Here is a 25,772-nt window from a genome sequence, read left to right as displayed (position 1 = left end):
ATGCCATGAGCTTTCACGAGGTGAGATTCCCGACCGATTTGAGCTTTGGTTCGGTCGGGGGGCCAGAGCGGCGCACGGATATCGTGACTCTGACGTCTGGATTTGAAGAGCGCAACACACCCTGGGCACATTCCCGCAGGCGATATGATGCGGGCCTTGGCCTGAGGTCACTTGATGATCTGGCTGAACTGATCGCCTTTTTCGAGGCGCGGCAGGGGCAGTTGTACGGGTTTCGCTGGAAAGACTGGGCGGACTTCAAATCCTGCGCGCCATCCGCTGTTCCAAGCTCGTCAGACCAGTTGATTGGAACCGGTGATGGTGCACGCAACGGGTTTCAGTTGTCCAAGACATATGCGTCAGGTGGCGCAAGTTATGTCCGGCCCGTGGCCAAGCCCGTTGCCGGGTCTGTTCTGGTCGAGGTCGACGGTATCCCTTTGACCGAAGGGGCGGGGTTTGTCGTCGAGACCGAAACGGGCATCGTGACGCTGCAAAGCGCGCCCGGGGTCGGGCAGGAGGTTCGTGCAGGTTTCGTCTTTGACGTGCCGGTAAGGTTCGACACTGACCGCATTCATGTCAGTGCCGGCGCCATCAATGCAGGTCAGATTCCCGACATTCCAGTGGTGGAGGTAAGAGTCTGATGGGCGCAGAGGAATTGAATGCCCACCTGTCCGGTGGCTTGACGACCGTCGCTCGTGCCTGGGCCGTGACGCGCAAGGATGGCCTGCGCATGGGGTTCACTGACCACGATCTGGACTTGGCTTTCGATGGGCTGGTTTTCAAGGCCGACAGCGGTATGTCGGCAAGGGCGCTTAGCCAGTCAACCGGCCTGTCGGTGGACAATTCCGAGGCGATGGGCGCCTTGAGCGCCAGTGCCATCAGTGAAACGGATATCGCCGCAGGCCGCTTCGATGGAGCCGAAGTTGTTGCTTGGTTGGTGAATTGGGCGGATGTTTCGGCGCGTCGGATCATCTTTCGCGGAGCGATTGGTGAATTGCGGCGTGGCGATGGAGCGTTTCATGCCGAACTTCGTGGGCTGACAGAGATGCTAAACCGTCCGGTGGGACGGGTGTATCAAAAGCCATGCTCGGCAGTGTTGGGAGATGCGGAGTGTGGTTTTGACCTGTCGTCAAGTGGGTATGTCTATACAGGCTCGCTGCTCGACGTAGAGCAGAACCAAGTCTTCTTGGCGGGCGGTCTGTCCGGCTTTTCCGCCGGATGGTTCCAACGCGGCAAGCTGGAAGTCCTGACCGGTGACGCCCACGGGTTGGTCGGTGCAATCAAGCGGGACCATGTGCGCAAGGATGGTAAGCGGGCGATCGAGCTTTGGGAGCTGATGCGGGCAGTGCCGCAGACCGGCGACCAGGTGCGCCTGACTGCGGGATGTGACCGGCGCTTTGAGACCTGCCGCCTGAAGTTCGGCAACCACCTGAACTACAGGGGGTTCCCCGATTTGCCCGAGGAGGACTGGATCACGGTTCATCCAAGCCATGCGAAACGACTGGACGGCGGGAGCCGCAGATGAACCGGATTGTGATGGCGGCCCGAGGCTGGATCGGCACGCCCTATGTCCACCAGGCCTCGTGCAAAGGTGCGGGGTGTGATTGTCTGGGCTTGTTGCGTGGGGTCTGGCGCGAGGTGATCGGCGAAGAACCCGCGATGGTGCCCGCCTATAGTAGGGACTGGTCCGAGCCCCAAGGTGAGGAACATCTTTGGCGGGCCGGTCGTCGGCATATGACGGAAAAAGATCCGGAAGATGTGGCCGAGGGAGATGTACTTCTGTTCCGGATGCGGGACGGGGCGGTGGCCAAACATCTTGGCCTTCAGGCGCGGGTAGGGCCGGGGGCAAGCTTCATCCATGCGTACAGCGGACATGGCGTAGTCGAGAGCGCCTTTAGCGTGCCTTGGGCACGGCGGGTCGTGGCCCGCTTCGCCCTTCCTTTGGAGATAGAGTGATGGCGACGATCCTTCTTTCCGCCGCAGGTGCGGCAATTGGCAGTTCCGTCGGCGGCTCTGTCCTGGGCATGTCGATGACGGCGGTTGGCCGGTTCATAGGGGCCTCCATCGGCCGCTCTCTGGACCAGCGACTGCTTGGGGCGGGGTCAGAGGCGGTGGACACCGGCAAGATCGACCGGTTTCGGCTGACCGGGGCCGGAGAAGGGGCGCCGATTGCGCAGGTCTATGGGCGTATGCGCATTGGCGGCCACGTAATCTGGGCGACCGAGTTCCAAGAGAGCGTCCGCGAAACGGGTGGATCTGGCAAGGGGGCAGCACCTCAGCCCAGGATCCGGGAACACAGCTACTCCGTCAGCCTGGCCCTGGCGCTCTGCGAAGGTCAGATCGCATCTGTCGGCCGGGTCTGGACGGATGGAGCCGAGATTGCCGTGGATGACCTGAACATGCGGGTCTACGCGGGGACGCAGGATCAGCTGCCCGATCCCAAGATCGAGGCGGTCGAAGGCGCGGGGCAGGCCCCCGCCTATCGCGGTACGGCCTATGTGGTCATCGAGGACCTGCCACTGGACCGCTTTGGCAACCGCGTCCCGCAGTTCAGTTTCGAGGTGACGCGCCCGGATTCCTCGTCGGGCGAAATTCCCGATCTTGTTCGGGGTGTCGCCATGATCCCGGGGACCGGTGAATACGCCCTCGCCACCGATCCAGTCTATATGCGGCACGCCGCAAGCGCGTTGGACAACCCGTTTGGTATCGGTGCGAACGGCAAGGCCGTCGCCAATGTCAATTCGCCCTCCGAAGCGCCGGATTTTGTCACATCGCTGAAACAACTCCGCGAAGAGGCGCCGAATTGCGGCGCAGCCTCGCTCATCGTGAGCTGGTTCGGGAATGATTTGCGCTGTGGCAGTTGCACTATCCGCCCCAAGGTCGAGCAGTCAGAATATGAGGCAAAGTCGATGCCCTGGTCGGTCGCCGGGGTTGATCGGAGTTCCGCAGAGATCGTGGCTCAAAGAGACGGGCGCCCGGTCTACGGAGGTACGCCAACCGATGATTCCGTAATCCAGGCGATCCATGAGATGCAGGCCGCAGGCCTTGGGGTCATGTATTACCCCTTTATCCTGATGGACCAGATGCCCGGAAATGGATTGCCCGATCCCTGGACCGGGGCAGTGGAACAGTCCGCGTTGCCTTGGCGCGGGAGGATCACGCTGAGCACTGCGCCCGGACAATCTGGCTCTCCGGACGGGACTGCAACGGCCGATGCGGAGGTCGCGGCCTTCTTTGGCACGGCTTCTGCAAATGACTTCTCGGTGACGGACGGTACGGTTGGATACTCCGGCCCGCAGGAATGGGGTTATCGGCGTTTTATCCTGCACCAGGCGGCGCTTTGTGCGGCGGCCGGGGGGGTGGAGGCCTTCTGCATTGGTTCCGAGATGCGCGGTTTGACCCAGATTCGCGGCGCCTCAGGATTTGCTGCGGTAGCCGCACTGAAGGAACTCGCGGCTGAGTGTCGCGCCTTGCTGGGGTCTTCGGTCATGATCGGTTACGCAGCGGATTGGACAGAGTATTTCGGGTATCAGCCGAATGACGGTTCTGGCGACCTGTACTTTCACTTGGACCCGCTCTGGTCAGATCCCGAAATAGATTTCGTCGGTATCGACAATTACATGCCGCTCTCTGACTGGCGTGATGGAGAAGAGCACGCGGACGCGGGTTGGGGGAGTATCTACAACCCCGACTACCTGCGCGCCAATATCGAAGGCGGGGAAGGGTATGATTGGGTATATGTGTCCGAGGCTGACCGGGACGCGCAAGTGCGCACACCAATCAGCGACGGAGCGCATGGCGAACCTTGGGTCTGGCGCCACAAGGACCTTCGCAACTGGTGGAGCAATACCCACCACGAGCGAATTGGCGGCGTAAGGCAATCCACGGCGACCGGTTGGCAGCCGGAATCCAAACCGATCTGGTTCACGGAACTGGGATGTGCCGCGATCGACAAGGGGACGAACCAGCCCAACAAGTTTCTGGATCCGAAATCCTCGGAATCGAACCTTCCGCATTTTTCAAACGGAAACAGGGATGAGACGATCCAGCAACAATATCTCAAGGCTCAGCTGGGCTATTGGGGTGACGCCGGAAACAACCCTGTGTCGTCCGTCTATGGTGGGCAGATGCTGGATCTCGAGCGCTGTTTCGTCTGGGCCTGGGATGCACGGCCTTATCCCTGGTTTCCGGCGGAAGAGGAACTTTGGTCGGACGGGCCGAACTATCGCCGGGGGCACTGGTTGAACGGGCGACTATCCACTCGAAGCCTTGCCTCTGTCGTAAGAGAGATCTGTTCCCGGGTCGGTTTGACGGATGTGGATACGAGGGATCTGGACGGCATCGTGCGGGGATACGTCGTGCCCAATGTCAGTGATGCGAGGCGAGCACTGCAGCCGTTGATGTTGGCTTACGGGTTCGATGCCATAGAACGGGACGGCACGCTTGTTTTTCGGATGCGCCGGGGGTTGGGGCCGGTGGAGATTTCGCGTGAAGTCTTGGCCGTCAGTGACGAGATCGAAGGCGACCTGATGGAAACTCGGGCAAGCGAGGCCGAAATGGCCGGGCGTGTGCGTGTGCAATTTGTCCTGGCAGATGCGGATCATCAGGTTGCGTCAGAAGAGGCGGTGTTGCCTGATGAGGCGACGCATGCGGTTTCGGAAACCGACATGCCGCTGGCGCTGACCCGCGGTGAAGGACGGCAGACGGCAGAACGCTGGCTTGCAGAGGCGAGGGTCGCTCGGGATACCTTGCGGTTTGCCTTGCCCCCGTCACAACTTTCGCTTGGCGCTGGTGATATTGTCCGACTGCCTTCTCAAAGTGGGCCAACCCTGGCGCGGATCGACAAGGTCGACATCATGGAGCACCAGATCGTCGATGCGGTCCGGATCGAACCGGATGTGATGCTGCCTTCGGATATGATTGAAGAGGCGGCGCAGGTCCGACCCTTTACGCCGGCCGTGCCAGTGACGCCGGTGTTCCTCGACCTGCCATTGATCAGCGGCGATGAAGTGCCGCACGCACCCCATTTGGCGCTGACCGCAACACCCTGGCCGGGTTCCGTGGCGATCTATGACGCCGCCCAGGACGCGGACTATGCTTTGAACGGTATCGCGGCCGCACGGTCGATTGTCGGTCTGACCGAAACTGACCTGCCCGTGGCTCGACCAGGGGTGATCGATAACGGAGCGCCGGTCGAAGTGCGGTTGGCCAGTGGAAGCCTGCAATCGATCAGCGACGCAGCTCTCCTCGCGGGAAGCAATCTGATGGCCATCGGCGACGGGACGCCGGGAAACTGGGAACTTTTCCAGTTCCGGGATGCCGAAATGATCTCAGAGGGGCGCTGGCGCCTTTCTCACCGTCTGCGCGGCCAGGTGGGGAGCGACGGTTTGATGCCGCCCAACTGGCCCGCCGGTTCATGGGTTGTTCTGCTGGATGGCTCGTCGTCACAGATCGCGCTCAAATCCCGGCACAGGGGGCTGGAGCGGCATTATCGGATCGGGCCGGCAAGTCAGACCTATGATCATGCGTCGTACGAACATCGGGTGCATGTTTTCGAAGGAAACGGCCTGCGACCCTACAGGCCTGCGCATCTGCAAGCGGAACAAGCGAACGGCGACTTGTCCGTCCGCTGGATTCGGCGCACACGGATCGACGGAGACGGATGGGACCGCGCAGAGGTGCCATTGGGCGAGGACAGCGAAGCCTACCAGGTGCAGGTGCGCCAAGGCGCGGCTGTGCTTCGGGACGTGACCGTACATACCCCGCAATGGGTCTACACTGTTTCAGACATGGCCGGCGACGGCGCGGGCGGCAACATCACGTTGAGCGTGGCTCAGGTCTCGGAACGGTATGGCGCCGGCCCTTTTGCGGAACTGCAGGTGACGGTGTGAAACCGGTACTACCCGGGGATCTGACAGCGGCGGCACGGGCCTTGTTGCCTGTGTCGTCCGCAATGCGTTCAGACCTAGCCCGCCGGTTGATAGACGAAGCCTGTGCTGCCGAGCTGCATTGCCGACGAACGGGGCGAGCGCATGGACGCTGGGGCAACGGGACGCTGATGGGGGCAGCGCAGGGCCACGACATGGGGCGGGAATCCAGCTTCGACGATCCGGACTTTCTGGATTGCCAGGTGAAGATGCTTGAAGCCTTGTGCGTTTTTTATCGGCCAGATGCGCAGGCGATACAGCGCATCGCGGTCGGATCCAGTTCGAGGCGCTTGATGGCGATCTCTTCGCCGCAATCTTCGCAGTAGCCGAAGTCTTCTTCTTCGAGGCGCGCCAATGCCGCTTCCAACGCGCGGCGCTGGGCGTCGCGACGTGCCTGTGATGCCTTGGCCATCGACTGGTTCAATAGTGCATCCTGCCGCGACAGACGACCGACGGCCTGCTGATCCAGTTCCACCGTCGCGGCCGAGGGCATCTTCTTTGTCGAGAGCCAGCAGCCTGTCTTGGATCAGGGTCCGGAAACGGCGTGCCTTAGACTCATCCATATCGAAGATTTCCCTTATCACGGAATTGCGTTTCGATCAGGCGAGCCTATCTGATAAGGTCACGGCGTCAAAGGAGGACAGGCATGGCTGAAACGCGCGCACATTTGGCCGAGCTGGACCCGGTCTGGGCCAGAATTCGAACCGAGGCCGAGCAGGCGGTCATCGACGAACCGTTGCTGGGCGGCCTCGTGCATTACTCGATCCTGCACCATCCGACGCTGGACAGGGCCCTGAGCTACCGGATTTCCTTGAAGCTCGCCAACCCCGAGATGTCCGAACAGATCCTGCGGGAGATCTGCGACGAGGCCTATGGCGAGGCGCCGGAGCTGGCGCTGTCCGCACGGGCGGACATCGCGGCGACGTACGAACGTGACCCGGCCTGCCATCGTTTCCTGCAGCCGCTGCTCTTCTTCAAGGGGTTCCAGGCCGTGCAAGCCTATCGCGTGGCCCATTGGCTCTGGACCGAGGGACGTCGTGACCTGGCCTATTTCTTCCAGATGCGCAGCTCTGAAGTCTTTGGTATCGATATTCACCCCGCCGCGCGTATTGGCAAGGGGATCATGATCGACCATGCCCATTCCATCGTTATCGGTGAGACGGCTGTGGTGGGTGACAACGTCTCGATGCTGCATTCGGTGACGCTTGGCGGCACCGGCAAGGAAGAAGAGGACCGCCATCCCAAGATCGGCGATGGAGTCCTGATCGGCGCGGGAGCCAAGGTTCTGGGCAATATCCGGGTGGGCGACTGCTCTCGGATTGCGGCCGGTTCGGTGGTCCTCAAAGAAGTTCCACGCTGCTCGACCGTGGCGGGTGTGCCTGCCAAGGTCGTGGGCGAGGCGGGATGCGATCAGCCCTCGATCAGCATGGACCAGTTGCTGCGGGGCAGCTGAAACGTCCGAACACCCGATAGGAACGAGCGGCGCGTCCAATTGGAAACGCGCCGCTTTTGATTTTGGAACAATGGCTTTGTCCCGTCGCCGCCGAGGTTATCAGGCCAGCAGCGCGAGCGGGTTTTCCAGTCCGTCGACGATCGCTTGTAGCAGCTCGGCGCCGAGCGCACCGTCGATCACGCGGTGATCCACCGACAGTGTCACGGACATGACCGTGGCGGCCTCTATCTGATTATTCTCTCCGACAACGGGTTTCTTCACACCGGCACCGACGGCCAGGATGGCGCCGTGCGGCGGGTTGATGACCGCGTCGAAATTCTCGACCCCCATCATGCCGAGGTTGGAAATGGCAAAGCTGCCTCCTTGGTATTCTTGCGGGGCAAGTTTTCGGTCCCTCGCCCGGGCGGCGAGGTCTTTCATTTCTGCGGAGAGGGTCGAGAGGTTTTTCTGGTGGGCATCGCGCAACACCGGGGTAAAGAGACCGCCCTCGATGGCCACGGCGACGGCCACGTCGGAAGGCGCGAGTTGCAGGATGCGGTCCCCGGCCCAGACGGCGTTGGCGGCCGGCACCTGTTGCAGCGCGTTGGCGCATGCCTTGATGATGAAGTCATTGACCGAGAGCTTGATCCCGCGACCGGCAAGCTGGTCGTTCAGCTCCTTGCGGAAGGCCATGAGCGCATCGAGGCGAATGTCCCGGCGCAGGTAGAAATGCGGAATGGTCTGTTTCGCTTCGGTCAGGCGAGCTGCAATGGTGCGGCGCATGCCGTCGAGCGGGATTTCCTGGTGCGGGCGGTCGGCGTAGGTCTTGAGCACGGCATCGGCGCTTGCACCGGTGGTGGCGGGTGCCGCAGGCGCCGCGGGGGCTTGCCGCGCCGGAGACCTGTCCGATTTGGCGACCGGGGCAGGGGAGGCCGCTGCCGCCTCGACATCGGCCTTGACGATGCGCCCGCGCGGGCCGCTGCCCGTGATCTGCGCAAGGTCCAGGCCCTTTTGATCGGCGATCCGGCGCGCCAGCGGCGAGGCGAATATGCGTGTGCCGTCCGCTGCCTGCGGCGGTGGAGGGGCGGCTTTCTCGGGGCCCCCGGCGGGGGCCGCCTCGGCAGCCGCGCCGGCCTGCGCCTTTGGCGCCGTGGCCGGTGGGGCGTCGGGGATATCCTCGGCGCTTTCGCCCTCTTCCAGCAGCACGGCGATGGGCGTGTTGACCTTCACCGCCTCACTGCCTTCAACCACGAGGATCTTGCCGATCACCCCTTCGTCCACCGCTTCGAATTCCATCGTGGCCTTGTCGGTTTCGATCTCGGCGATCACGTCGCCGGAGCGGACCTCGTCGCCTTCCTTGACCAACCATTTGGCCAGCGTGCCTTCCTCCATCGTGGGCGACAGGGCGGGCATGAGGATTTCCGTGGGCATCTTTGATCCTCCTCTCAGCGCTGTGACAGTCGCTGGACGTGGGTATTTTTGCCAAGAAGAAGCCGCATCTCAGCGAGCCTCGATCAGCGTCAGGATATCATAGGGCGGGCGCGGGGTGTCGCCGCGCGCCAGCCGGTCGACCGCGCGGGCCAGAGCCGCGCGATGGGCGGCGATCCATTCGTAGGCGTCCTGGTGCGAAGGCCGCGCGCCGGGGCGCAGTGCGCTGGCCATCAGGCATTCGGGCACGAAGGCAGCGCCGGCATCGGTCTCGATGCGGTATGCCTCGCGCGCGACGTCGCGGCCCCGGACCTCGACGCGGCCGGTCACCGGTAGCAAACCTGTTTCGCGGCCTCGATCACCTCGGGCGTGGTGACCAGCGCGTGGCGTTCAAGATTGGCCGCATAAGGCATGGGCACGTCCTTGCCGGTGACATTGATCACCGGTGCGTCGAGCCAGTCGAATGCCTGCTGCATCAGCGTTGCCGAGATGTAATTGCCGATCGACGCCACCGGCCAGCCTTCCTCGACGGTCACGCAGCGGTTGGTTTTCTGCACGCTCGCGATCACCGTGGCCGTGTCGATAGGACGCAGGCAGCGCAGGTCGATGACTTCGGCCTCGATGCCTTCTTCGGCGAGCTTCTCGGCCGCTTCCAGCGCGTAGGTCATGCCGATGCCGAAACTGACAATCGTCACGTCAGACCCTTCGCGCCAGATCCGGGCCTTGCCCAGCGGAACGGTGAAATCCTCCAGCATCGGCACGTCGAAACTGCGGCCATAAAGGATCTCGTTTTCGAGGAAGATCACGGGGTTCGGGTCCCGTATCGCGCTTTTCAAGAGGCCCTTGGCGTCCGAGGCGCTGTAGGGCATCGCGACCTTGAGACCGGGAATATGGGCATACCAGGCGGCGTAATCCTGGCTGTGCTGGGCGCCGACACGGGCGGCGGCGCCGCTGGGGCCGCGAAAAACGATGGGACAGCCCATCTGCCCACCGGACATGTAGAGCGTCTTGGCCGCCGAGTTGATGATCTGGTCCATCGCCTGCATCGCGAAGTTGAAGGTCATGAACTCGACGATGGGCCGCAAGCCGCCAAAGGCGGCGCCGACACCGATGCCGGTAAAGCCGTGTTCCGTGATCGGCGTGTCGATCACGCGCTTGGAGCCGAATTCGTCCAGCAGGCCCTGGCTGATCTTGTAGGCCCCTTGGTACTCGGCAACCTCCTCACCCATCAGGAAGACATCGCCGTCACGGCGCATTTCCTCGGCCATCGCGTCGCGCAGGGCCTCGCGGACGGTCTGTTTCTTCGTCTTGGTGCCGTCGGGCCAGTCGGGCTCGGGGCGGGCGGCCTCGACCTTGGCCGGGGCGGCAGGTTCCGGCGCCGCCGCGGCGGGCTGGGCCGCAGGTTCCGCCGGTTGGGCCGCCAGGGCCTGATCCCGGGCCAGGTCCGGGACCTCTTCGCCCTCTTCGACCAGCACGGCGATAGGCGTGTTCACCGCGACGTTCTGCGTGCCCTCGGTGACAAGTATCTTGCCCATGACACCTTCGTCCACGGCCTCGAATTCCATCGTGGCCTTGTCGGTCTCGATCTCGGCGATCACGTCGCCGGCGGTGACGGTGTCGCCTTCCTTGACCAGCCACTTGGCAAGGGTGCCTTCTTCCATCGTGGGGGACAGGGCGGGCATGAGAATTTCGGTTGGCATGTGGTCACTCTCTCCCCGTTGCGGGCGCGATGAAGCCCACGATATTGCCTTCGCCATCTTCGACATAGGCGGCGCGCCCGATGCCGGGATAGTCTGTCGGCGGCAAGGCCTCGGCGCCGCCGTTGTTCAGTGCCCAGTCATAGAGGGTGTCGCAATCCGCCACCTCGAAGGTCAGCGTACAGCCGCGGATCGGGCCGTGCGGGGCAGGGACCGGCCCCATGCGGCGCATCATGCCCCCGGTGAGGTCGGCGCCAAGGTTGGCGCCGGTCACCAGGTGATAGTCCATCTCTTCGCCACCCGGCATGGGGTCAAAGGACCAGCCGAATAGCCCGGCATAGAAGGCGCGTGCGCGCGGTGGATCGCTGACATGGATCTCGAAATGCGGCATCAGTCGGCGGCCTCCGCGTAGATATCGGTCCAGAGCTCGTCGAGCGCCGGTTCCGGGCTTTCGCGGGCGAACTCGGCCGATGCATTGACCACCGCCTTGATCTCCTTGTCGATGGCCTTGAGATCCTCCTCGGAGGCATGACCACCCTGAACCAGCATTTCGCGGACGTGGTCGATGGGATCGCGCTCCTCGCGCATTTTCGACACTTCTTCGCGGGTGCGGTACTTGGCGGGGTCCGACATCGAATGGCCGCGATAGCGGTAGGTCTTGATTTCGAGAATGTAGGGGCCCTTGCCCGCGCGACAGTGTTTGACCGCCTTCTCGCCCGCCGCCTTGACCGCCAGCACATCCATGCCGTCGACCATCTCTCCGGGGATGCCGAAGGCGTTGCCACGGTGATAGATGTCCGGGGTCGAGGTGGACCGCTTCATCGCCGTGCCCATCGCGTACTGGTTGTTCTCGATGACGAAGACCACCGGCAGCTCCCAGAGCGCGGCCATGTTGAAGGTCTCGTAGACCTGGCCCTGGTTGGCGGCGCCATCCCCGAAATAGGTGAATGTTACGCGGCCGTTGCCCTTGTACTTGTCGGCAAAGGCGAGACCCGCGCCCAGGGGCACCTGCGCGCCGACGATACCGTGGCCGCCGTAAAAGTGCTTTTCGCGGCTGAACATGTGCATCGAGCCGCCCTTGCCCTTGGAATAGCCGCCCTCGCGTCCGGTAAGTTCCGCCATCACGCCGTTCGGATCCATCCCGCAGGCTAGCATATGGCCGTGATCGCGGTAGGAGGTGATGCGCTTGTCGCCCTCTTCGGCGGCTGCCTCCAGCCCGACCACCACGGCCTCCTGCCCGATGTAGAGGTGGCAGAAACCGCCGATCAGCCCCATGCCGTACAGCTGGCCGGCCTTTTCCTCGAACCGGCGGATCAGCAGCATGTCGCGGTAATACTGCGTCAGCTCCTCGGGCGAGACATTGGGTTTCGCCGTTGTCTTTCGGGCTGCCATGACACTCCTCCCCAGGACTCGTTCAGCGCTGAACTACTTTGGGCGAGGATAGGCGGGGTGTGGCACGGCGTAAAGCCTATACCCGTCCGGCCATGCGGGCCGGGCGGAGCAAGGGCAAAGGCAAGTGGGTGTCAGTGCACAACAATCTCGTCGCTGCGGATCAGGCCCAGCACGTCGCGGGCCTGCTGGTCCAGCAAGTCGAGATCCAGGAAGTCGTCAGACAAGCGGCGGGTGAGATTTTCCATCCGCGCCACCTCGGCGTTCAGCTCGGCCAACTCGCGGGCCAGCTTGTCGCCCTCGACGGCGATTTCCGCGCGGCGGAACAGGCCGGAATCCCCTTGCACGGCGGCAAAGGTGAAATAGGCCGAAAGGCTCAGCGTCACGGTGAAAAAGACGAGTGCCCCCAGCGAAGGGCGCGATCGACGGGATGTCATGTGTCTGCCTCAAACACGCGCCTCTTTGGGGGCGCATGAGGGGAGAGTGGCACAGCCGCGCGGGAAAGGGAATCCCGCGCGGCGCCTGATTCGCGGCGCGCTGCAAAAAGTCCTTGCAGCGTTGCATTCATGCACTCAGCGCCTGGGCGACTCGGTTTTCGGGGCGGGCGGGCGCGGGGGCGGGGCGCCGCCCGGAACCGCCTCGGCGAAATCGTCCGGGTCGCCGCTGCGCAGGAGCTGGGCCGCGCGCAGGAAGTCCAGCGGACCGAAGGGGGTCATGCGGCCCCCTGGGGATTGTCCCGATGCATTGACGACAGCGTCTGTAGCAAGCCGCTGTAATAGGTCATCTCGTCCTTCAGCATCAGCTTTCGCGATTTCAGGGCGCGCAGGCGGCTCATGCTGGGCAGGGGGCGGCGCTGTTCGGCCTCGATGTCCTGTTCCAGCGCGGCGTGGCGGCTGCGGAGCGCCTGAACGCGGGCCTCCAGCGACGTGGTGCCGGTTTTCGCTGTCTTCATCTTGCGGTCCTCCTCTGGTGTTACGGTACCGAGATGGGGGCGCAAAATCGGGATAAAACCCAATGCTATGATGATTTTTCATTGGTTTTTCCTATTTGTCAGAAAAGAGGAGGCCCATCGTGCCCGAGACCCCCAGCCTGCGCCAATTGCGCTACTTTCTACTGTTGGCCGAGGCCGGACAGTATGGCCGTGCCGCCACGCGCGCAGGCATCAGCCAACCCTCGCTCAGCCTGCAGATCGCGGAACTGGAAAAGCGGCTTGGCCTGCGCCTTGTGGAACGTCGCCGCCGCGGTGTCGCCCTGACCCCAGAGGGCCGCGAGGTGCGCGCCCGTGCCGCCCGCATCGCCGAAGAGGTCGAGGCGCTGGTGGACACCGCGCAGATGCTGGGAACGGGCAGGGCGGCGCAGTTGCGGCTGGGCTCGACGCCCACCATCGGCCCCTACCTTCTGCCGGGGCTGGTCCGTCGCCTGCATGCCGCCGACCCGGACGCCAAGCTGATCTTGCGGGACGGCGCGCCGCGCGACCTGACAGAGGACCTGGTCGCCGGGCTGCACGACGCGATCCTGACGCAACTGCCGGTTCAGGCCCGGGACGTCACCGTGACCCGGCTGTTCCGCGAGCCATTGGTGGTGGCGATGGCCCATGATCACCCGCTGGCCGCGGCGGATGAGGTGCGCGATACCGACCTGGCCGGTCAGGACGTGCTGTCCCTGTCACCCGCATTCGCCCTGCATGATCAGATCGCCACGCTTTGCCGTGACCTGGGCGCGCATCTCAGCGCCGACTACGAGGGGACCAGCCTCGATGCCCTGCGCCAGATGGTGGCGATGAACATGGGCCTCAGCTTTTTGCCCGCGCTTTATGTCCGTTCGGAAATCAGCGCGCCGCGCGGCGACGTGGCGGTGCGTCCCTTCCGCAAGGGGCGGTTCACCCGGTCCGTCGGTCTGGTCTGGCGGCGAAGTTCGGGGCGTGTGGCCAGTCTGGAACGGTTGGCCGATGTGCTGCGCGAGGTCATTCGCGTCGATCACGCAGGTGTTGTCATTCCCGAGGGCTGAGAGGTCTCGACCTTGCATGCGGTTTGCCCGATTGTGCGGCCATGACTCGCGTGTTTTTTGTCCTGACGATCTGTCTTTCCGTCGCCGCTTGCGGTCCGCGCGGCATGGTTTCCCTTGTCCAGGGCATAAAGCCCGAAGCCTATGACGCGGCGGTGCAGCGGGTCTTTATCGCCAGCAACCGCCACCTCGAACAAGGGTCACCGGAAGAGGCGTTGCACCAGGCCTTCGGCGAGAGCCGCGACCCGGTGGTGAGTTATGGCCGTATCGACATCTCGATCCCGCCCGTTCACCAGCCAGGACGGATCGAATGGCCGGGCAACGACCGCCCGGACCCGGCGCAGCATTTCGTGGCCCTGTCCGGCGAACGATACGCCAGCCAACTGGCCTTTTTGCGTGATCTTCCCCGCCCGGGCGGGCGTCCGGACGTGGTGCTGTTCGTACACGGGTTCAACGTGAACAACGCCGAGGCGGTCTATCGCCTGGCGCAGATCGCGCATGACTACCGGACAGACGACCCGGTCATCAGTTTCTCCTGGCCGTCGGCGGGTGATCCGCGCGGCTATGTCTATGACCGCGACAGCGTGATCTTTGCGCGTGACGACCTGGAATCGCTGTTGCTGGGCCTGTCGCGTGACAAGCGCCGGGTGCTAATCATAGCCCATTCGATGGGCAGCCAGCTGGTGATGGAAACGCTGCGGCAGATTTCGATTTCCGGCAAGGGCAGGGCGCTGACCAGCATCATGGGCGTGGCGCTGATCAGCCCCGATATCGACGAGGATGTCTTTCTGCGGCAGTCGCGCCGGATCGAGCCGTTCCCCGAACCCTTCATGATTGTCGTCTCTCGCCGCGATCGGGCCCTGGGCCTTGCAGCCCTCTTGACTGGCACGCCGTCGCGGCTGGGCTCGATCGAGGATCCCTCGAGGCTGGCGCAACTGCCGGTCGAGATCATCGACCTCAGCAGCATTCCGGGCGGCGACAGGGCGGGACATTCCACCGCCTTCACTGCGCCCGAGGCGATCCGCCTGCTGCGCGACCTGGCCGCGCCATAGGGGCGGCGATGCATCGCTGCACTGATATTGGCGCGCTGACGCAACAAAGGGCTGGAAACGAATCGCGGTCCAGTTAAATTTTTGTCGCATGACGAAAGGCTTATTCATCGTTCTCCTGGCAGGTCTCGTTGCCGCCTGCGCCCCTCGGGGAGAGATCGACCATGTGCCGCGCGCCGTGGCAGGGGCCATCGACCTGCGGCGTGTCTTTGTTGCCACCAACCGCAACCTCGCCCCCGAGGGTGACCTGGAGCTGGTCCGCCAGGCGTTCGGTGCGGCCCGCTCTCGGGAATTGCGCTATGGGTGGGCCGACATCTCGATCCCGCCCAACCACGAGGAGGGAGAGATCGAATGGCCCGGTTCGGCCAAGCCCGATCCGGCCCGCCATTTCGTCACCCGCGACGGCGCGCCCTATCCGGGCAAGCGCGAGTTTCTCGACGGGTTGACCTTTGCCTCGCAACCGGGGCGCAAGGACGTCGTGCTGTTCGTGCACGGGTTCAACGTGCGCAACGCCGAGGCCGTCTACCGGGTTGCACAGGTGGCGCATGACTTCGACGCCAAGATCCCGATTGTCCTGTATTCCTGGGCCTCTGCGGGGCGCGTGCGCGGCTATGTCTACGACCGTGACAGCGTGATGTTCTCGCGCGACGGGCTGGCCCAGGTGTTACGGGACCTCGCCAGCGAGGGCTGGCGCGTGACCCTGGTCGCGCATTCGATGGGTGCGCAATTGACGATGGAGGCACTGCGTCAGGCGGCCATCGCCGGGGACGAGGCATCGCTCAAGGCTTTGCGCGGCGTGGCGCTGATCAGCCCGGACATCGACGAGGATGTGTTCGTCCAGCAGGCGCTGAAGATCGAGCCTTTCCCCGAACCCTTCCTCGTGCTGATCTCCAAGATGGACTCGGCGCTCAGCGTGTCGGCTTGGCTGACGGGCAAACCCTGGCGATTGGGGTCGATTCAGGACAAGACGCGTTTGGCGGGCCTGCCGATCCGGATCGTCGATCTCAGCGATTTCCGGGGCGGCGACCGGCGCAAGCACATCACGGCCCTGACCGCGCCCGAGGCGATCAAGGTGCTGTACAGGATGGAACGGGAACTGGCCCGGCAGCGGTAGGCCGCCGGGCTCGAAGGGGGATCAGGCTTCCAGCGCAGCGACGCCGGGCAGGGTCTTGCCTTCCATCCACTCCAGGAAGGCGCCCCCGGCGGTCGAGATATAGCTGAACCCGGAGGCCGCACCGGCCTTGTTCAGTGCGGCGACCGTGTCGCCGCCCCCCGCGACGGACACCAGTTTGCCCAGTTCGCTGCGGTCCGCAGCGTGTTTCGCCGCGGCGTTGGTGGCCGCATCGAAAGGCGCGATCTCGAAGGCGCCCAGCGGGCCGTTCCAGATCAGTGTCTGCGCCTCGTCGATCGCGGCGATCACGGCGGCCACGGATTCCGGTCCGGCGTCCAGGATCATCGCGTCCGCCGGGCAGGCATCCGCCGGAACGGTCTCGTTCTCGGCGCCTTCCTTGAACTCGCGCGCAACGACGACATCCGTGGGCAGCAGGATCTTGCAGCCGGCCTTCTCGGCCTTGGTCATGATCTCTTTCGCGGTGCCGGTCATTTCATGTTCGGCCAGCGACTTGCCCACGTCGATACCCTTGGCGGCCAGAAACGTGTTGGCCATGCCTCCACCGATCACCAGCATGTCGACCTTCTCGACCAGGTTGCCCAAGAGGTCCAGCTTGGTCGAGACCTTGGCCCCGCCGACCACCGCCAGAACGGGGCGCGCGGGTTTGCCAAGCGCACCCTCAAGGGCTTCCAGCTCGGCTTGCATCAGGCGACCGGCGCAGGCGGGCAGGGCATGTGCCAGCCCCGTGGTCGACGCGTGCGCCCGGTGCGCCGCCGAAAAGGCGTCGGAACAATAGACATCCCCAAGCGCGGCCATCCCGGCCACCAGTTCCGGGTCGTTCTTTTCCTCGCCCGCGTGGAAACGGGTGTTTTCCAGCAGGGCGACCTGGTTCTCGCCCAGCTCGTCGATCACCGCAGCCGCCGCCGGGCCGACGCAGTCGCTTGCAAAGACAACCTCGACGCCCAGCACCGCCTCCATCGTCGGGATCAGCGGTTGCAGGCTCATGTCGTCGCGCCGTTCGCCCTTTGGCCGGCCGAAATGCGCCAGCAGCACCGGCTTGCCACCCTTGTCCAGGATGGTCTGCACCGTTGCCGCGATCCGTTCGATCCGTGTAGCGTCGGTCACTTCCCCGTCTTCCATCGGCACGTTGATGTCGACCCGGGTCAACACGCGCTTTCCCTCAAGGTCCATGTCGTCAAGGGTGTTCCAGCCCATCTCTCACTCTCCGGTCGCAATTCCCCGGCCCACTAGACCCGATGTGCCGTGCAGGTCAACGCCGTCTTGGCTTTGGCCGCGTCACAGGCTACCTCTCGTCGCAAATGAGAAACGGAGAAAGCCCAATGGCCGATATCAAGGACCCGGAAAACACCATCCTGATGGAACTCAAGGACGGCACCGTCACCATCGAGCTGCTGCCCGACGTGGCACCGGATCATGCCGCGCGCATGAAGGAACTGGCGCGTTCGGGCGCCTATGACAATGTCTGCTTTCACCGCGTGATCGAGGGCTTCATGGCCCAGACCGGCGACGTGGCGCATGGCAACATGGAAAAGGATTTCAACCTGCGCCGCGCGGGCACCGGCGGGTCCGACCTGCCGGATCTCAAGGCCGAGTTCTCCAAGCTGCCGCATGACCGTGGCACCCTTGGCGCCGCGCGCTCGCAGAACCCCAACAGCGCAAACTCGCAGTTCTTCATCAACTTCAAGGACAACCATTTCCTGAACGGCCAATACACGGTGTATGGCCGCGTGATCGAGGGCATGGAACATGTCGATGCGATCACGCGGGGCGAACCGCCCGCGAATCCCGACCGCATGATCTCGGTGAAGGTGGCCGCAGATGTCGCGGGTTAAGGGCGGAATTCTCGCGGTCGCCGTGCTGCTGGTCGGCATGGGCTGCTATTCCGTGCTGCGCGGCGGGGCTGGGGCGGTGGATGCCGCCCCCGATCCTGCCGCACCTGCCGAGGACGGCGCCACCGTCGTGCCTGCGCCCGCTGCCGAGCCGGTTCTCGAACCCTTGCCGGAAGGCGCGGACATGGGGCTTCAGATCCGGGTGGCGGGTGAGGCAGAAGGCACGATCACCATCGACCTCTTCGAGGACGTGGCCCCCGGTCACACCGCCCAGATCGTCGCGCTGGCCAAGGCCGGCGCCTATGACGGCGTGGTCTTCCACCGGGTGATCGACGGCTTCATGGCCCAGACCGGGGACGTGCAGTTCGGCCGTACCGGCGCCGAGGATTTCGACATGCGCCGCGCCGGCATGGGGGGCTCGACCCTGCCGGATCTCGAGGCTGAATTCTCCGACATGTCCTTCGAACGCGGTGTCGTCGGCATGGCGCGGTCGCAGGACCCCGACAGCGCCAACTCGCAGTTCTTCATAATGTTCGCGCCCGGTCCCTTCCTCGATGGTCAGTACACGATCGTCGGCAAGGTGACAGAGGGCATGGACGTCGTCGACGCGATCAAGCGCGGCGACCGTCGCGCCAACGGCGCCGTGACCGGAGAGCCGGACCGCATGGTCAAGGTCACCGTCACGCAGGAGTGACCCGAACGCACGCGCTTTCAAAAGCGCGTGCGGCCCACTGGGCAGAGGCCACGTTTCACGGCATCCTTCGGAGCAAGCCCGGAGGAGATCCAATGCGCCTTTTGCCCAGACTTGCTTTCCTTTTGACGGTTGCAGCCACTGCCGTTTCCGCGGATCCGTCTTTCTGGCGCCACGAATGGCCGGACACGGATTTCGAAAAGACCACCATCGCCAACTGGGCCGAGATCATGTCGGGCGGTCCGCCCAAGGATGGCATCCCGGCGCTCTCCGATCCGCAATTCATCCCGGTCGATCAGGAAAGCCGCATTCCAGGGAGCGAGCCGGTCATCACCGTCGTGATCGAGGGAGAGCGCCCGCGCGCCTATCCCATCCGCTATCTCACCTGGCATGAGATCGTGAACGACGTCATCGGAGAGGTGCCGGTGGCCGTCACCTTCTGCCCCTTGTGCAACTCTGCGCTGACATTCGACCGGCGCGTGGGAGACAGGGTGCTGACCTTCGGTGTCTCGGGCAAGCTGCGCAACTCGGACATGGTCATGTATGACCGCGAAACCCAAAGCTGGTGGCAGCAGGCCATCGGCACCGGCATCGTGGGTGACCTCACCGGGGTCGAACTGGACACGCTGCCCAGCTGGATGGAAAGCTTTGCCCAGTTCCGTGACCGCAACGCGGAGGGGGTTGTCATGACGGAACCCGCCTGGAACCGGCCCTACGGTCAGAACCCCTATCGCAACTACGACTCGTCAAAACGGCCCTTCCTCTATTCCGGAGAGATGCCGCCGCATGACATCCCGCCGTTGATGCGGGTGGTGCGCGTGGGCGACCGGGCCTGGCCGATGGACCGGCTTGCCGAGGCAGGCGAGGTGCGCGAGGCGGGGGTGGTCATCACCTGGCGTGCCGGTCAGGCCTCGGCGCTGGACGCGGGCCGGATTGCGGCGGGGCGCGACGTGGGCTCGGTCCGGGTGCGGGACGCGGGCGGTGCCGACCTGCCGCACGACGTGATGTTCGCCTTTGCCTTTTATGCCTTCTGGCCCGAGGGGCAGTGGATGCTGGGCGAATAGGGCGGGGCTACGCCGCCATCCGCAGGGGCAGGCGTCGCGCCAGCGGCGCCAGCGCGCCAAGGTGTAGCCATGTCCCGCCCAGGCGATGAACCCGCGCGCCGGTGCCCAGCTTGAAATGGGTGACCCCGGGGGCGTCCTGCATGTTCAGAATGCCGAGATCGAGACAGTCATGCCCGCGCTCGGCAAGCGCCCGCATGGCGCGCCAGAGCAGCAGGTTCATCGCGTGGCTCCTGCGTCCCTCGGGCGTGGTCACGCCGATCTGCCAGGTGGCCATGCGCCCGTGCCTCAGCATCACGGCGCCCGCGACGGGCACACCCTTGTCCAGCGCCTCGAACACCTGTGCAGCGCCGGGGGTGGCTCGGGCAAAGGCTGCGCTGAATGCCGGTGGCAGACCCCGATAGCCTCTGGCGCGCGCCTGCGCGGCCTCGGCTGTCAGGATCCAGTGATCGGGGGCAAGGTCCGTCACACGCAGCGTGAGCCCGGAGCGTTCCGCCCGGTTCAGCCGGTTGCGCCATTTCTGTGCGAGGGCGGATCGCATCCCGGCCTCGCAGCCAAGTGGCAGCAGCGCCAGCGTTGCGGGCGTCACCAGAGGCCAGAATCCGGCGGCGCGCAGCGCAGCTGCGCTCAGTCCATCGGCATTCAGCACCACTGGCCGCCCGTCGTGCCAGCGCGCCCAATCTTGCAGCCAGGTGTCCAACGCGCCCGGTTTTGCCGCGACCGGCCCGCGTGACACGAGGTCAAGCCGCCCAAGCGGGCCGAACCGGCGCGACTGCACCTGCCAGACCACCCCGCTGTCGTTGCGGCAGCGGCGCAAAGGCTGGCCAAGCGCGGCGCAGGCGCGCGCGAATTCCTGTGACTGGGGCAGGGGCAAGAGCAGGGACATGGGCCTCATTAACGACATGGAAAGTTTCCATGCTGTTAACTCCGCTCATGATGACCGAACGCCTGCGTCAAGATCCGCCCCGCATACCCGCCCGTGACATGGCCCGCCCGCGCCCGACAGCGGGTGCCGCGCTCTTGCTGGCGGTGGCGCTGTCACTTCCCTTTGTGGCCCTGGCCGTGGTTCAGGCGCTGCTCTGATCCTCAGGGCTGCGGCGGGTCCATGTGGATGGCGTTGATCGGCGCGGCATTGGGATAGATCCCGATACAGGGCAGGTCGACCTCTATGGTGCAATCGTAGCACTCTCCCGACACAGTCAGCTTGACCGTCGGCGCGGAGCAGGACAATCCCTGCCGCACCGAGATTCCGTAGTATTCGAAATAGCTCAGGCCGGCCTGGAACTCTTCCCATGCGTTGGCCGGAAATTCGCATTCATAGCGGCGCCCGGACAAAGAATCGCTGAAGGCGCCGCTAGACCGGATGACGTCGCCGTCGCGTTGCAGGGCGGGACGGTCCTGCAATGGGACAAGATCGACATAGCTTGGCGCGATCTCGGCCGCGTTCATGCAGATCGCGCTTTCGAAATCCCCGCGTGAGAAAGGGTATTCGCCGTAGGTCAGCGAATTGGGTTCGACCTCGATCCCCCAGCGGACCGCCTGGCCCACGGTGTCCAGGATCAGCATCTCGGAGGGCAGATAGGTCACCATTTCGGAAAACAGGTCGCTGGACATGAAGATGTTGCCGTTGGCGATCTGCCGCGAAATCAGCGAGGTCGCGTCCATGCCGATCTTCCAGATCTCCTGCACCTGCGCGCGGCTATAGCGGTCCGAGTCGAACCGCAGGAACGGCGCGTGCAGACCCAGCCGGCCCAGGGGATGAAGCAACTGGTTCGACCGCCCCTCATAGGCCGCCGTGCCAGAAAACCGCACGAATCGACCGGCCAGAAAGACATAGGCACAGGCGCTTTCGCACCGATCCCCGCGCGCGATGGCGGTCTGGATGCCGCTGGGGCCGCCATTCCCGTCCGCGCTTTCCTTGCGGATGTAATCCACGATCCGCAAAGCTTCGGTCAGCGATCCGCCCGGGCTGTCCAGGCAGAGGCGGTGCGAGAAAAAGGCCATCGGCCCGTAATCCACCGCCGGGGCGAAATTGCGGTAGATCAGCGGGTGATCCGGCGACGGGCTGTCGATATGGGCCACAAGCGAACGGTCGAGAAAGGGCCTGATCCGTTCCAGGTCGCCGTTTTCGATCACGCCTGTCAGGCGCGCGGTACAGCCCATCTCGGCCATCTCCGGGGTCACGTCGGTTTCCAGAACGGCGGCACCGGCGTGGGAGCAGGCCATGCAAAGGGCGACAAGAACGGCAGGCAATCGCATGAAAGTAAACCTCTTTTTAGTACAGCTATCTACTCCGGCCACCTTGCGGTGACCGGAGGCATGGATCAATACCGTCGAAGAGATATTGGGCCGGGAGCGGCGGCTCACTCCGCCAGCTTGACCAGCGCGTGCCGCTTCTTGCCCGCCGACAGCTTGACCGGAGAGGAAAGCGCGCCCGCGTCCAGCATCATGCCGGCATCGGTCAGCGGCGCGTCGTCGATGCGCGCGCCGTTCTCGGCGATCAGGCGCTTGGCCTCCTTGCCGGATTTCGCGAGACCCGACTTGACGATCAGCTGCACGATGGAAATGCCATCGCCCAGATCCGCCGCCGACAGTTCCAGCGTCGGCAGATCCTCCCCGACGCCGCCTTTTTCAAAGACTTCGCGCGCCGTGGCCTCGGCCGCCGCAGCCGCTTCGGCCCCGTGACACAGGGTGGTCACCGCATTGGCCAGAACGATCTTGGCGTCGTTGATCTCGGAGCCGGCCAGCGCGCCCAGGCGTTCGCATTCGTCCAGCGGCAGCTCGGTATAGAGCTTCAGGAAGCGGCCAACGTCGGCATCGGTCGTGTTGCGCCAGAACTGCCAGAACTCATAGGGGGACAGCATGTCCGAGTTCAGCCAGATGGCGCCGCCCTGGCTCTTGCCCATCTTGCGCCCGTCGCTGGTGGTGAGCAGCGGCGAGGTCAGGCCATAGATCTCTTCGTCCAGCACACGGCGGGTCAGGTCGATGCCGTTGACGATATTGCCCCACTGGTCGCTGCCGCCCATCTGCAAGGTGCAGCCATAGCGGCGGTACAACTCGAGGAAGTCGTAGGCCTGCAGGATCATGTAGTTGAACTCGAGGAAGCTCAGCGACTGTTCGCGGTCCAGCCGCGATTTCACCGACTCGAAGGACAGCATCCGGTTGACGCTGAAATGCCGGCCGATGTCGCGCAGGAACTCAAGGTAGTTGAGCCCGTCCAGCCATTCGGCGTTGTTCAGCATCAGAGCGCCGTTCCCGGCCTCTCCATACTCCAGGTACTTGGCAAAGACCTGTTTCATGCCGTCGATGTTGGCGTCGATCTGGTCCGGCGTCAGCAGCGGGCGTTCATCGGCGCGGAACGAGGGATCGCCCACCTTGGTGGTGCCGCCGCCCATCAGCGTGATCGGCTTGTGCCCGGTTTTCTGAAACCAACGCAGCATCATGATGTTTAGCAGGTGCCCGACATGCAGCGACTGCGCGGTGGCGTCATAGCCGATATAGGCGGTCACCACCCCATTGCTCAGCGCCTCGTCCAGCGCCTGGTAGTCGGTGCAGTCGGCCAGGTAGCCGCGCTGCATCATGACGGCCATGAAATCCGATTTGGGATGGTAGGTCATGCGGGTGCCTCTGTATACTGCGCGGCGCAGGTATAAGCGCGGGCAGGGCCGAGGGAAAGAGCATGTTGAAGGATGGGGCCGTCTGGGCGCTTGGCGCCATGTCGGGGACCTCGCTGGACGGGGTGGATGCGGCCATGCTGCACACCGATGGGGTGCGTATTTTCGATTTCGGCACCAGTGGATACCGCGCCTATTCCGAAGAAGAGCGCGCGGTGCTGAAGTCCGCCCTGGGCCGTTGGCCCGGTGCGGGGCTGGAGCCTGCGCTGGGGGTGATCCAATCCGCGCATGTGGAACTCCTGTCGCAGTTCCCGGGGGCGCAGATGGTCGGGTTTCACGGCCAGACCCTGGCGCATGAGCCGCGCGGCCGCGGCACGCATCAGCTGGGCGATGGTGCTGCGCTCGCGCAGGCCTTGGGAAAGCCGGTGGTCTGGGACTTCCGCTCTGCCGATGTGGCCCTGGGGGGGGAGGGCGCACCTTTGGCGCCCTTCTTTCACTGGGCCTGCGCGCGCCACATCGGCGCGCGCGAACCGCTTTGTTTCCTCAACCTCGGCGGTGTTGGCAACCTGACCTGGGTCGATCCCCGCGTTGACAAGCCCGAGGCCGAAGGGGCGCTGTTGGCGTTTGACACGGGGCCCGCCAATGCACCGATCAACGACCTTGTCGCCGAACGGTTGGGCCTTGATTGCGACCTCGACGGGCGGCTTGCCCGCAAGGGGCGGGTCGAGGAAGGCGCGCTGGAACTTTTCCTGGACGAAGGCTATTTCCGCAAGATGCCGCCCAAGTCTCTGGACCGGGACGATTTTTCCCTGATGCTGGATCTCGTGCGGGAATTGTCGGATGCCGATGCGGCGGCAACCATGACCGGGATGGCGGCGGCAGCGGTCATGCAAGGCATGGAACACTGCCCAAAACCGCCCGCCCGCGTGCTGGTCACGGGGGGCGGGCGCAAGAACCCGGTGATGATGCGGATGCTGGCGGCCGGACTGGATTGTCCGGTGGAATCCGTGGAAAAGGCGGGCCTGGATGGCGACATGCTGGAGGCGCAGGCCTTTGCCTATCTCGCGGTGCGCGTGGCCCGCGGCCTGCCGACATCTGCGCCGGGAACAACGGGGGTGGCGGCCCCCGTGGGGGGCGGACAGATCAGCCGGCCGGAAAACGTCCTGCGATGAGTCGCGCCTGCGGCGCGTGCCTCCGGCGGGAGGTATTTGGAGAGAGAAGAAACATGGGGCGGTTTCAGAACACCTGCCTCGTGGCGAGCACGAGACGGGCGTGAAGCATTGCCGGTGTCTGCCGGGCGCTTCTTCGGGCACGGTCATCGGCTCTCAAGCCTGTAGCGCGCTGACAGGCTGGCGCATTAACCTTAAACAGACGTGAACGACCCATTGGATTTTTGGGTGTTTCTTTGGGCCGAAAATACCTCCGGGGAGCGCGAGGGGCAGAGCCCCTCGTCCAAACACGCTGTGCGGCGCAGCCGCTCCGCCGGATCGGTCGGACGTCAGCCGCCCGTGTGGCTCATGTGCCGGGACACGCGCCCATCGACACCCTGTCGGGAATAGTCGAAGTCATGCCCCTTGGGTTTCAGCGCGATGGCCGCACGGATCGCTTCTTCCAGCGGTTCGTCGCTGTCGGGGTGGTTGCGCAGGGCCGCGCGCAGGTCGGCGTTGTCTTCCTGGCCCAGGCACATGAACAGCTCGCCCGTGCAGGTCAGGCGCACCCGGTTGCAGCTTTCGCAGAAGTTATGCGTGAGCGGCGTGATGAACCCGATCTTCTGCCCGGTCTCTTCCAGTCGGACATAGCGGGCGGGGCCGCCGGTGCGTTCGGGCAGATCCGTCACGGTATACTGCTCGGCTAGCCGCGCGCGCAGGTCGGTCAGTTTCCAGTACTGGTCCAGCCGGTCCTCATTGCCGATGTCGCCCATCGGCATGACCTCGATCCAGGTCAGGTCCATGTCACGTTCGGCGCACCATTCGGTCATCGAGAACAGTTCATCCTCGTTGAAACCCTTGAGAGCCACCGCGTTCAGCTTGACCCGCAGGCCCGCCGCCTGCGCCGCATCCAGCCCGCGCAGGACCTGCGGCAGGCGACCCCAGCGGGTGACGTCGGCAAACTTCTTCTCGTCCAGCGTGTCGAGCGAGACATTCACCCGCCGCACGCCCGCCGCGTAGAGATCCCCGGCAAACCGTTCCAGTTGCGAGCCGTTGGTCGTCAACGTCAGCTCTTTGAGCGCGCCGGAGGCGAGATGCCGCGTCATGCGGCGGAAAAATGTCATGATGTCCCGGCGGACCAGCGGTTCCCCGCCGGTGATGCGCAGTTTCTCGACGCCCAGTCGCACAAAGGTCGAACACATGCGATCCAGCTCTTCGAGGGTCAGCAGTTCTTTCTTTGGCAGAAAGGTCATGTTCTCCGACATGCAGTAGACGCAGCGGAAATCGCAGCGGTCTGTGACGGAGACCCGAAGATAGGAGATCGGGCGCTGAAACGGATCGATGAGCGTTTGTGTCATGTTCTCGACACTAGTC

27 protein-coding genes are annotated in these 25,772 nt (G+C 64.3%); 13 read left to right on the top strand and 14 right to left on the bottom strand.

Going from position 1 to position 25,772, the window contains the following annotated elements; translation table 11 throughout:
* The first annotated feature begins 5 nt into the window (after nucleotides 1–5).
* Genes RBB42_RS05010 through RBB42_RS28230 form a run of 5 tightly spaced genes read left to right on the top strand, consistent with a single transcriptional unit; the run spans nucleotide 6 to nucleotide 6,250 of the window.
* A complete protein-coding gene (locus tag RBB42_RS05010; RefSeq protein ID WP_305968416.1) occupies nucleotides 6–638 on the top strand; it encodes a DUF2460 domain-containing protein in 633 nt (210 codons plus the stop codon).
* Nucleotides 638–1,522, top strand: coding sequence for a phage/gene transfer agent baseplate hub protein (locus RBB42_RS05005; protein ID WP_305968415.1), 885 nt, complete (start codon nucleotides 638–640; stop codon nucleotides 1,520–1,522). Before RBB42_RS05010 ends, RBB42_RS05005 begins: the two co-directional genes overlap by 1 nt.
* Nucleotides 1,519–1,953, top strand: coding sequence for an NlpC/P60 family protein (locus tag RBB42_RS05000; protein WP_305968414.1), 435 nt, complete (start codon nucleotides 1,519–1,521; stop codon nucleotides 1,951–1,953). Before RBB42_RS05005 ends, RBB42_RS05000 begins: the two co-directional genes overlap by 4 nt.
* Complete coding sequence (locus tag RBB42_RS04995) at nucleotides 1,953–5,888, top strand: baseplate multidomain protein megatron (protein WP_305968413.1); 3,936 nt, start codon at nucleotides 1,953–1,955, stop codon at nucleotides 5,886–5,888. Before RBB42_RS05000 ends, RBB42_RS04995 begins: the two co-directional genes overlap by 1 nt.
* Entirely contained in the window at nucleotides 5,885–6,250 is a 366-nt protein-coding gene (locus tag RBB42_RS28230; RefSeq protein ID WP_500862271.1) for a DUF7742 family protein, read from the top strand. The genes RBB42_RS04995 and RBB42_RS28230 overlap by 4 nt, the downstream gene beginning before the upstream one ends.
* Here the strand turns inward: RBB42_RS28230 and RBB42_RS04990 are convergent.
* On the bottom strand, nucleotides 6,157–6,399 hold the full coding sequence (locus tag RBB42_RS04990; protein WP_371932200.1) for a TraR/DksA family transcriptional regulator: 243 nt from the start codon (nucleotides 6,397–6,399) through the stop codon (nucleotides 6,157–6,159). The two genes, RBB42_RS28230 and RBB42_RS04990, sit on opposite strands and share 94 nt — an antisense overlap.
* A gap of 171 nt (nucleotides 6,400–6,570) precedes the next feature.
* On the opposite strand from RBB42_RS04990, the gene cysE reads away from it, so the two are divergent.
* Nucleotides 6,571–7,377 carry a serine O-acetyltransferase gene (gene cysE / locus RBB42_RS04985; RefSeq protein ID WP_305968412.1) on the top strand — a complete coding sequence of 269 codons (807 nt, stop codon included), beginning with the start codon at nucleotides 6,571–6,573 and terminating at the stop codon, nucleotides 7,375–7,377.
* Between the two features lie 99 nt (nucleotides 7,378–7,476).
* On the opposite strand, the gene RBB42_RS04980 is transcribed toward cysE, so the two are convergent.
* The 8 genes from RBB42_RS04980 to RBB42_RS04945 all read right to left on the bottom strand — a co-directional run bounded on the left by RBB42_RS04980 (nucleotide 7,477) and on the right by RBB42_RS04945 (nucleotide 12,822).
* On the bottom strand, nucleotides 7,477–8,787 hold the full coding sequence (locus RBB42_RS04980; RefSeq protein ID WP_305968411.1) for a pyruvate dehydrogenase complex dihydrolipoamide acetyltransferase: 1,311 nt from the start codon (nucleotides 8,785–8,787) through the stop codon (nucleotides 7,477–7,479).
* Between the two features lie 69 nt (nucleotides 8,788–8,856).
* Nucleotides 8,857–9,114 (bottom strand): hypothetical protein, encoded by a 258-nt coding sequence (locus tag RBB42_RS04975; RefSeq protein ID WP_305968410.1) that lies wholly within the window; start codon nucleotides 9,112–9,114, stop codon nucleotides 8,857–8,859.
* On the bottom strand, nucleotides 9,111–10,484 hold the full coding sequence (locus RBB42_RS04970) for a pyruvate dehydrogenase complex E1 component subunit beta (protein ID WP_305968409.1): 1,374 nt from the start codon (nucleotides 10,482–10,484) through the stop codon (nucleotides 9,111–9,113). The genes RBB42_RS04975 and RBB42_RS04970 overlap by 4 nt, the downstream gene beginning before the upstream one ends.
* A 4-nt stretch (nucleotides 10,485–10,488) precedes the next feature.
* Nucleotides 10,489–10,872: a VOC family protein gene (locus tag RBB42_RS04965; protein WP_305968408.1), complete on the bottom strand. Its 384-nt coding sequence runs from the start codon at nucleotides 10,870–10,872 to the stop codon at nucleotides 10,489–10,491.
* Entirely contained in the window at nucleotides 10,872–11,873 is a 1,002-nt protein-coding gene (pdhA, locus tag RBB42_RS04960) for a pyruvate dehydrogenase (acetyl-transferring) E1 component subunit alpha (protein ID WP_305968407.1), read from the bottom strand. Before pdhA ends, RBB42_RS04965 begins: the two co-directional genes overlap by 1 nt.
* Nucleotides 11,874–12,004: 131 nt before the next feature.
* On the bottom strand, nucleotides 12,005–12,307 hold the full coding sequence (locus RBB42_RS04955; protein WP_305968406.1) for an FtsB family cell division protein: 303 nt from the start codon (nucleotides 12,305–12,307) through the stop codon (nucleotides 12,005–12,007).
* Between the two features lie 135 nt (nucleotides 12,308–12,442).
* A complete protein-coding gene (locus RBB42_RS04950) occupies nucleotides 12,443–12,586 on the bottom strand; it encodes a hypothetical protein (protein WP_305968405.1) in 144 nt (47 codons plus the stop codon).
* On the bottom strand, nucleotides 12,583–12,822 hold the full coding sequence (locus RBB42_RS04945) for a YdcH family protein (protein ID WP_305968404.1): 240 nt from the start codon (nucleotides 12,820–12,822) through the stop codon (nucleotides 12,583–12,585). Before RBB42_RS04945 ends, RBB42_RS04950 begins: the two co-directional genes overlap by 4 nt.
* Before the next feature lie 119 nt (nucleotides 12,823–12,941).
* Here RBB42_RS04945 and RBB42_RS04940 point away from each other — a divergent pair, with 119 nt between their 5' ends.
* The 3 genes from RBB42_RS04940 to RBB42_RS04930 all read left to right on the top strand — a co-directional run bounded on the left by RBB42_RS04940 (nucleotide 12,942) and on the right by RBB42_RS04930 (nucleotide 16,037).
* Nucleotides 12,942–13,877, top strand: a complete 936-nt coding sequence (locus RBB42_RS04940; RefSeq protein WP_305968403.1) for a hydrogen peroxide-inducible genes activator — start codon at nucleotides 12,942–12,944, stop codon at nucleotides 13,875–13,877.
* 41 nt (nucleotides 13,878–13,918) lie between these two features.
* Complete coding sequence (locus tag RBB42_RS04935; protein ID WP_305968402.1) at nucleotides 13,919–14,926, top strand: alpha/beta hydrolase; 1,008 nt, start codon at nucleotides 13,919–13,921, stop codon at nucleotides 14,924–14,926.
* Between the two features lie 88 nt (nucleotides 14,927–15,014).
* On the top strand, nucleotides 15,015–16,037 hold the full coding sequence (locus RBB42_RS04930) for an alpha/beta hydrolase (RefSeq protein WP_305968401.1): 1,023 nt from the start codon (nucleotides 15,015–15,017) through the stop codon (nucleotides 16,035–16,037).
* A gap of 21 nt (nucleotides 16,038–16,058) precedes the next feature.
* Here RBB42_RS04930 and RBB42_RS04925 read toward each other — a convergent pair whose 3' ends face one another.
* Nucleotides 16,059–17,249: a phosphoglycerate kinase gene (locus RBB42_RS04925; protein WP_305968400.1), complete on the bottom strand. Its 1,191-nt coding sequence runs from the start codon at nucleotides 17,247–17,249 to the stop codon at nucleotides 16,059–16,061.
* A gap of 125 nt (nucleotides 17,250–17,374) precedes the next feature.
* On the opposite strand from RBB42_RS04925, the gene RBB42_RS04920 reads away from it, so the two are divergent.
* The 3 genes from RBB42_RS04920 to RBB42_RS04910 all read left to right on the top strand — a co-directional run bounded on the left by RBB42_RS04920 (nucleotide 17,375) and on the right by RBB42_RS04910 (nucleotide 19,639).
* A complete protein-coding gene (locus tag RBB42_RS04920; protein WP_305968399.1) occupies nucleotides 17,375–17,887 on the top strand; it encodes a peptidylprolyl isomerase in 513 nt (170 codons plus the stop codon).
* A 181-nt stretch (nucleotides 17,888–18,068) separates the two neighbouring features.
* Complete coding sequence (locus RBB42_RS04915; RefSeq protein WP_305968535.1) at nucleotides 18,069–18,578, top strand: peptidylprolyl isomerase; 510 nt, start codon at nucleotides 18,069–18,071, stop codon at nucleotides 18,576–18,578.
* A gap of 92 nt (nucleotides 18,579–18,670) precedes the next feature.
* A complete protein-coding gene (locus RBB42_RS04910) occupies nucleotides 18,671–19,639 on the top strand; it encodes a DUF3179 domain-containing protein (RefSeq protein WP_306043608.1) in 969 nt (322 codons plus the stop codon).
* A gap of 7 nt (nucleotides 19,640–19,646) precedes the next feature.
* Here the strand turns inward: RBB42_RS04910 and RBB42_RS04905 are convergent, their stop codons facing one another.
* The 3 genes from RBB42_RS04905 to tyrS all read right to left on the bottom strand — a co-directional run bounded on the left by RBB42_RS04905 (nucleotide 19,647) and on the right by tyrS (nucleotide 23,253).
* Nucleotides 19,647–20,522 carry a GNAT family N-acetyltransferase gene (locus tag RBB42_RS04905; RefSeq protein ID WP_305968397.1) on the bottom strand — a complete coding sequence of 292 codons (876 nt, stop codon included), beginning with the start codon at nucleotides 20,520–20,522 and terminating at the stop codon, nucleotides 19,647–19,649.
* A gap of 200 nt (nucleotides 20,523–20,722) precedes the next feature.
* Complete coding sequence (locus RBB42_RS04900) at nucleotides 20,723–21,862, bottom strand: hypothetical protein (protein ID WP_305968395.1); 1,140 nt, start codon at nucleotides 21,860–21,862, stop codon at nucleotides 20,723–20,725.
* 137 nt (nucleotides 21,863–21,999) lie between these two features.
* Nucleotides 22,000–23,253: a tyrosine--tRNA ligase gene (gene tyrS / locus RBB42_RS04895; protein ID WP_305968394.1), complete on the bottom strand. Its 1,254-nt coding sequence runs from the start codon at nucleotides 23,251–23,253 to the stop codon at nucleotides 22,000–22,002.
* Nucleotides 23,254–23,315: 62 nt separating this feature from the next.
* Here tyrS and RBB42_RS04890 point away from each other — a divergent pair, with 62 nt between their 5' ends.
* On the top strand, nucleotides 23,316–24,422 hold the full coding sequence (locus RBB42_RS04890; RefSeq protein WP_305968393.1) for an anhydro-N-acetylmuramic acid kinase: 1,107 nt from the start codon (nucleotides 23,316–23,318) through the stop codon (nucleotides 24,420–24,422).
* A 326-nt stretch (nucleotides 24,423–24,748) separates the two neighbouring features.
* Here RBB42_RS04890 and moaA read toward each other — a convergent pair whose 3' ends face one another.
* The gene (gene moaA / locus RBB42_RS04885) at nucleotides 24,749–25,756 is read right to left on the bottom strand and encodes a GTP 3',8-cyclase MoaA (RefSeq protein WP_305968392.1); all 1,008 of its coding nucleotides are present in this window, start codon (nucleotides 25,754–25,756) and stop codon (nucleotides 24,749–24,751) included.
* Nucleotides 25,757–25,772 lie beyond the last annotated feature (16 nt).

The organism is Mameliella sp. MMSF_3455, assembly GCF_030733205.1.
Classification (GTDB): Bacteria; Pseudomonadota; Alphaproteobacteria; order Rhodobacterales; family Rhodobacteraceae; genus Antarctobacter.
Note: the sequence above shows the minus strand (reverse complement) of the source record. Positions and strands in the feature narration are given on the sequence as shown.

What these genes read in the sequence shown, in the direction of transcription:
- RBB42_RS05010 (WP_305968416.1), top strand. Translation starts at nt 6, where the DNA reads ATGAGCTTTCACGAGGTGAGATTCCCGACCGATTTGAGCTTTGGTTCG.
- RBB42_RS05005 (WP_305968415.1), top strand. Translation starts at nt 638, where the DNA reads ATGGGCGCAGAGGAATTGAATGCCCACCTGTCCGGTGGCTTGACGACC.
- RBB42_RS05000 (WP_305968414.1), top strand. Translation starts at nt 1,519, where the DNA reads ATGAACCGGATTGTGATGGCGGCCCGAGGCTGGATCGGCACGCCCTAT.
- RBB42_RS04995 (WP_305968413.1), top strand. Translation starts at nt 1,953, where the DNA reads ATGGCGACGATCCTTCTTTCCGCCGCAGGTGCGGCAATTGGCAGTTCC.
- cysE (WP_305968412.1), top strand. Translation starts at nt 6,571, where the DNA reads ATGGCTGAAACGCGCGCACATTTGGCCGAGCTGGACCCGGTCTGGGCC.
- RBB42_RS04980 (WP_305968411.1), bottom strand. Translation starts at nt 8,787, where the DNA reads ATGCCCACGGAAATCCTCATGCCCGCCCTGTCGCCCACGATGGAGGAA.
- RBB42_RS04970 (WP_305968409.1), bottom strand. Translation starts at nt 10,484, where the DNA reads ATGCCAACCGAAATTCTCATGCCCGCCCTGTCCCCCACGATGGAAGAA.
- RBB42_RS04965 (WP_305968408.1), bottom strand. Translation starts at nt 10,872, where the DNA reads ATGCCGCATTTCGAGATCCATGTCAGCGATCCACCGCGCGCACGCGCC.
- pdhA (WP_305968407.1), bottom strand. Translation starts at nt 11,873, where the DNA reads ATGGCAGCCCGAAAGACAACGGCGAAACCCAATGTCTCGCCCGAGGAG.
- RBB42_RS04955 (WP_305968406.1), bottom strand. Translation starts at nt 12,307, where the DNA reads ATGACATCCCGTCGATCGCGCCCTTCGCTGGGGGCACTCGTCTTTTTC.
- RBB42_RS04950 (WP_305968405.1), bottom strand. Translation starts at nt 12,586, where the DNA reads ATGACCCCCTTCGGTCCGCTGGACTTCCTGCGCGCGGCCCAGCTCCTG.
- RBB42_RS04945 (WP_305968404.1), bottom strand. Translation starts at nt 12,822, where the DNA reads ATGAAGACAGCGAAAACCGGCACCACGTCGCTGGAGGCCCGCGTTCAG.
- RBB42_RS04935 (WP_305968402.1), top strand. Translation starts at nt 13,919, where the DNA reads ATGACTCGCGTGTTTTTTGTCCTGACGATCTGTCTTTCCGTCGCCGCT.
- RBB42_RS04930 (WP_305968401.1), top strand. Translation starts at nt 15,015, where the DNA reads ATGACGAAAGGCTTATTCATCGTTCTCCTGGCAGGTCTCGTTGCCGCC.
- RBB42_RS04925 (WP_305968400.1), bottom strand. Translation starts at nt 17,249, where the DNA reads ATGGGCTGGAACACCCTTGACGACATGGACCTTGAGGGAAAGCGCGTG.
- RBB42_RS04920 (WP_305968399.1), top strand. Translation starts at nt 17,375, where the DNA reads ATGGCCGATATCAAGGACCCGGAAAACACCATCCTGATGGAACTCAAG.
- RBB42_RS04915 (WP_305968535.1), top strand. Translation starts at nt 18,069, where the DNA reads ATGGGGCTTCAGATCCGGGTGGCGGGTGAGGCAGAAGGCACGATCACC.
- RBB42_RS04910 (WP_306043608.1), top strand. Translation starts at nt 18,671, where the DNA reads ATGCGCCTTTTGCCCAGACTTGCTTTCCTTTTGACGGTTGCAGCCACT.
- RBB42_RS04905 (WP_305968397.1), bottom strand. Translation starts at nt 20,522, where the DNA reads ATGTCCCTGCTCTTGCCCCTGCCCCAGTCACAGGAATTCGCGCGCGCC.
- RBB42_RS04900 (WP_305968395.1), bottom strand. Translation starts at nt 21,862, where the DNA reads ATGGCCTGCTCCCACGCCGGTGCCGCCGTTCTGGAAACCGACGTGACC.
- tyrS (WP_305968394.1), bottom strand. Translation starts at nt 23,253, where the DNA reads ATGACCTACCATCCCAAATCGGATTTCATGGCCGTCATGATGCAGCGC.
- RBB42_RS04890 (WP_305968393.1), top strand. Translation starts at nt 23,316, where the DNA reads ATGTTGAAGGATGGGGCCGTCTGGGCGCTTGGCGCCATGTCGGGGACC.
- moaA (WP_305968392.1), bottom strand. Translation starts at nt 25,756, where the DNA reads ATGACACAAACGCTCATCGATCCGTTTCAGCGCCCGATCTCCTATCTT.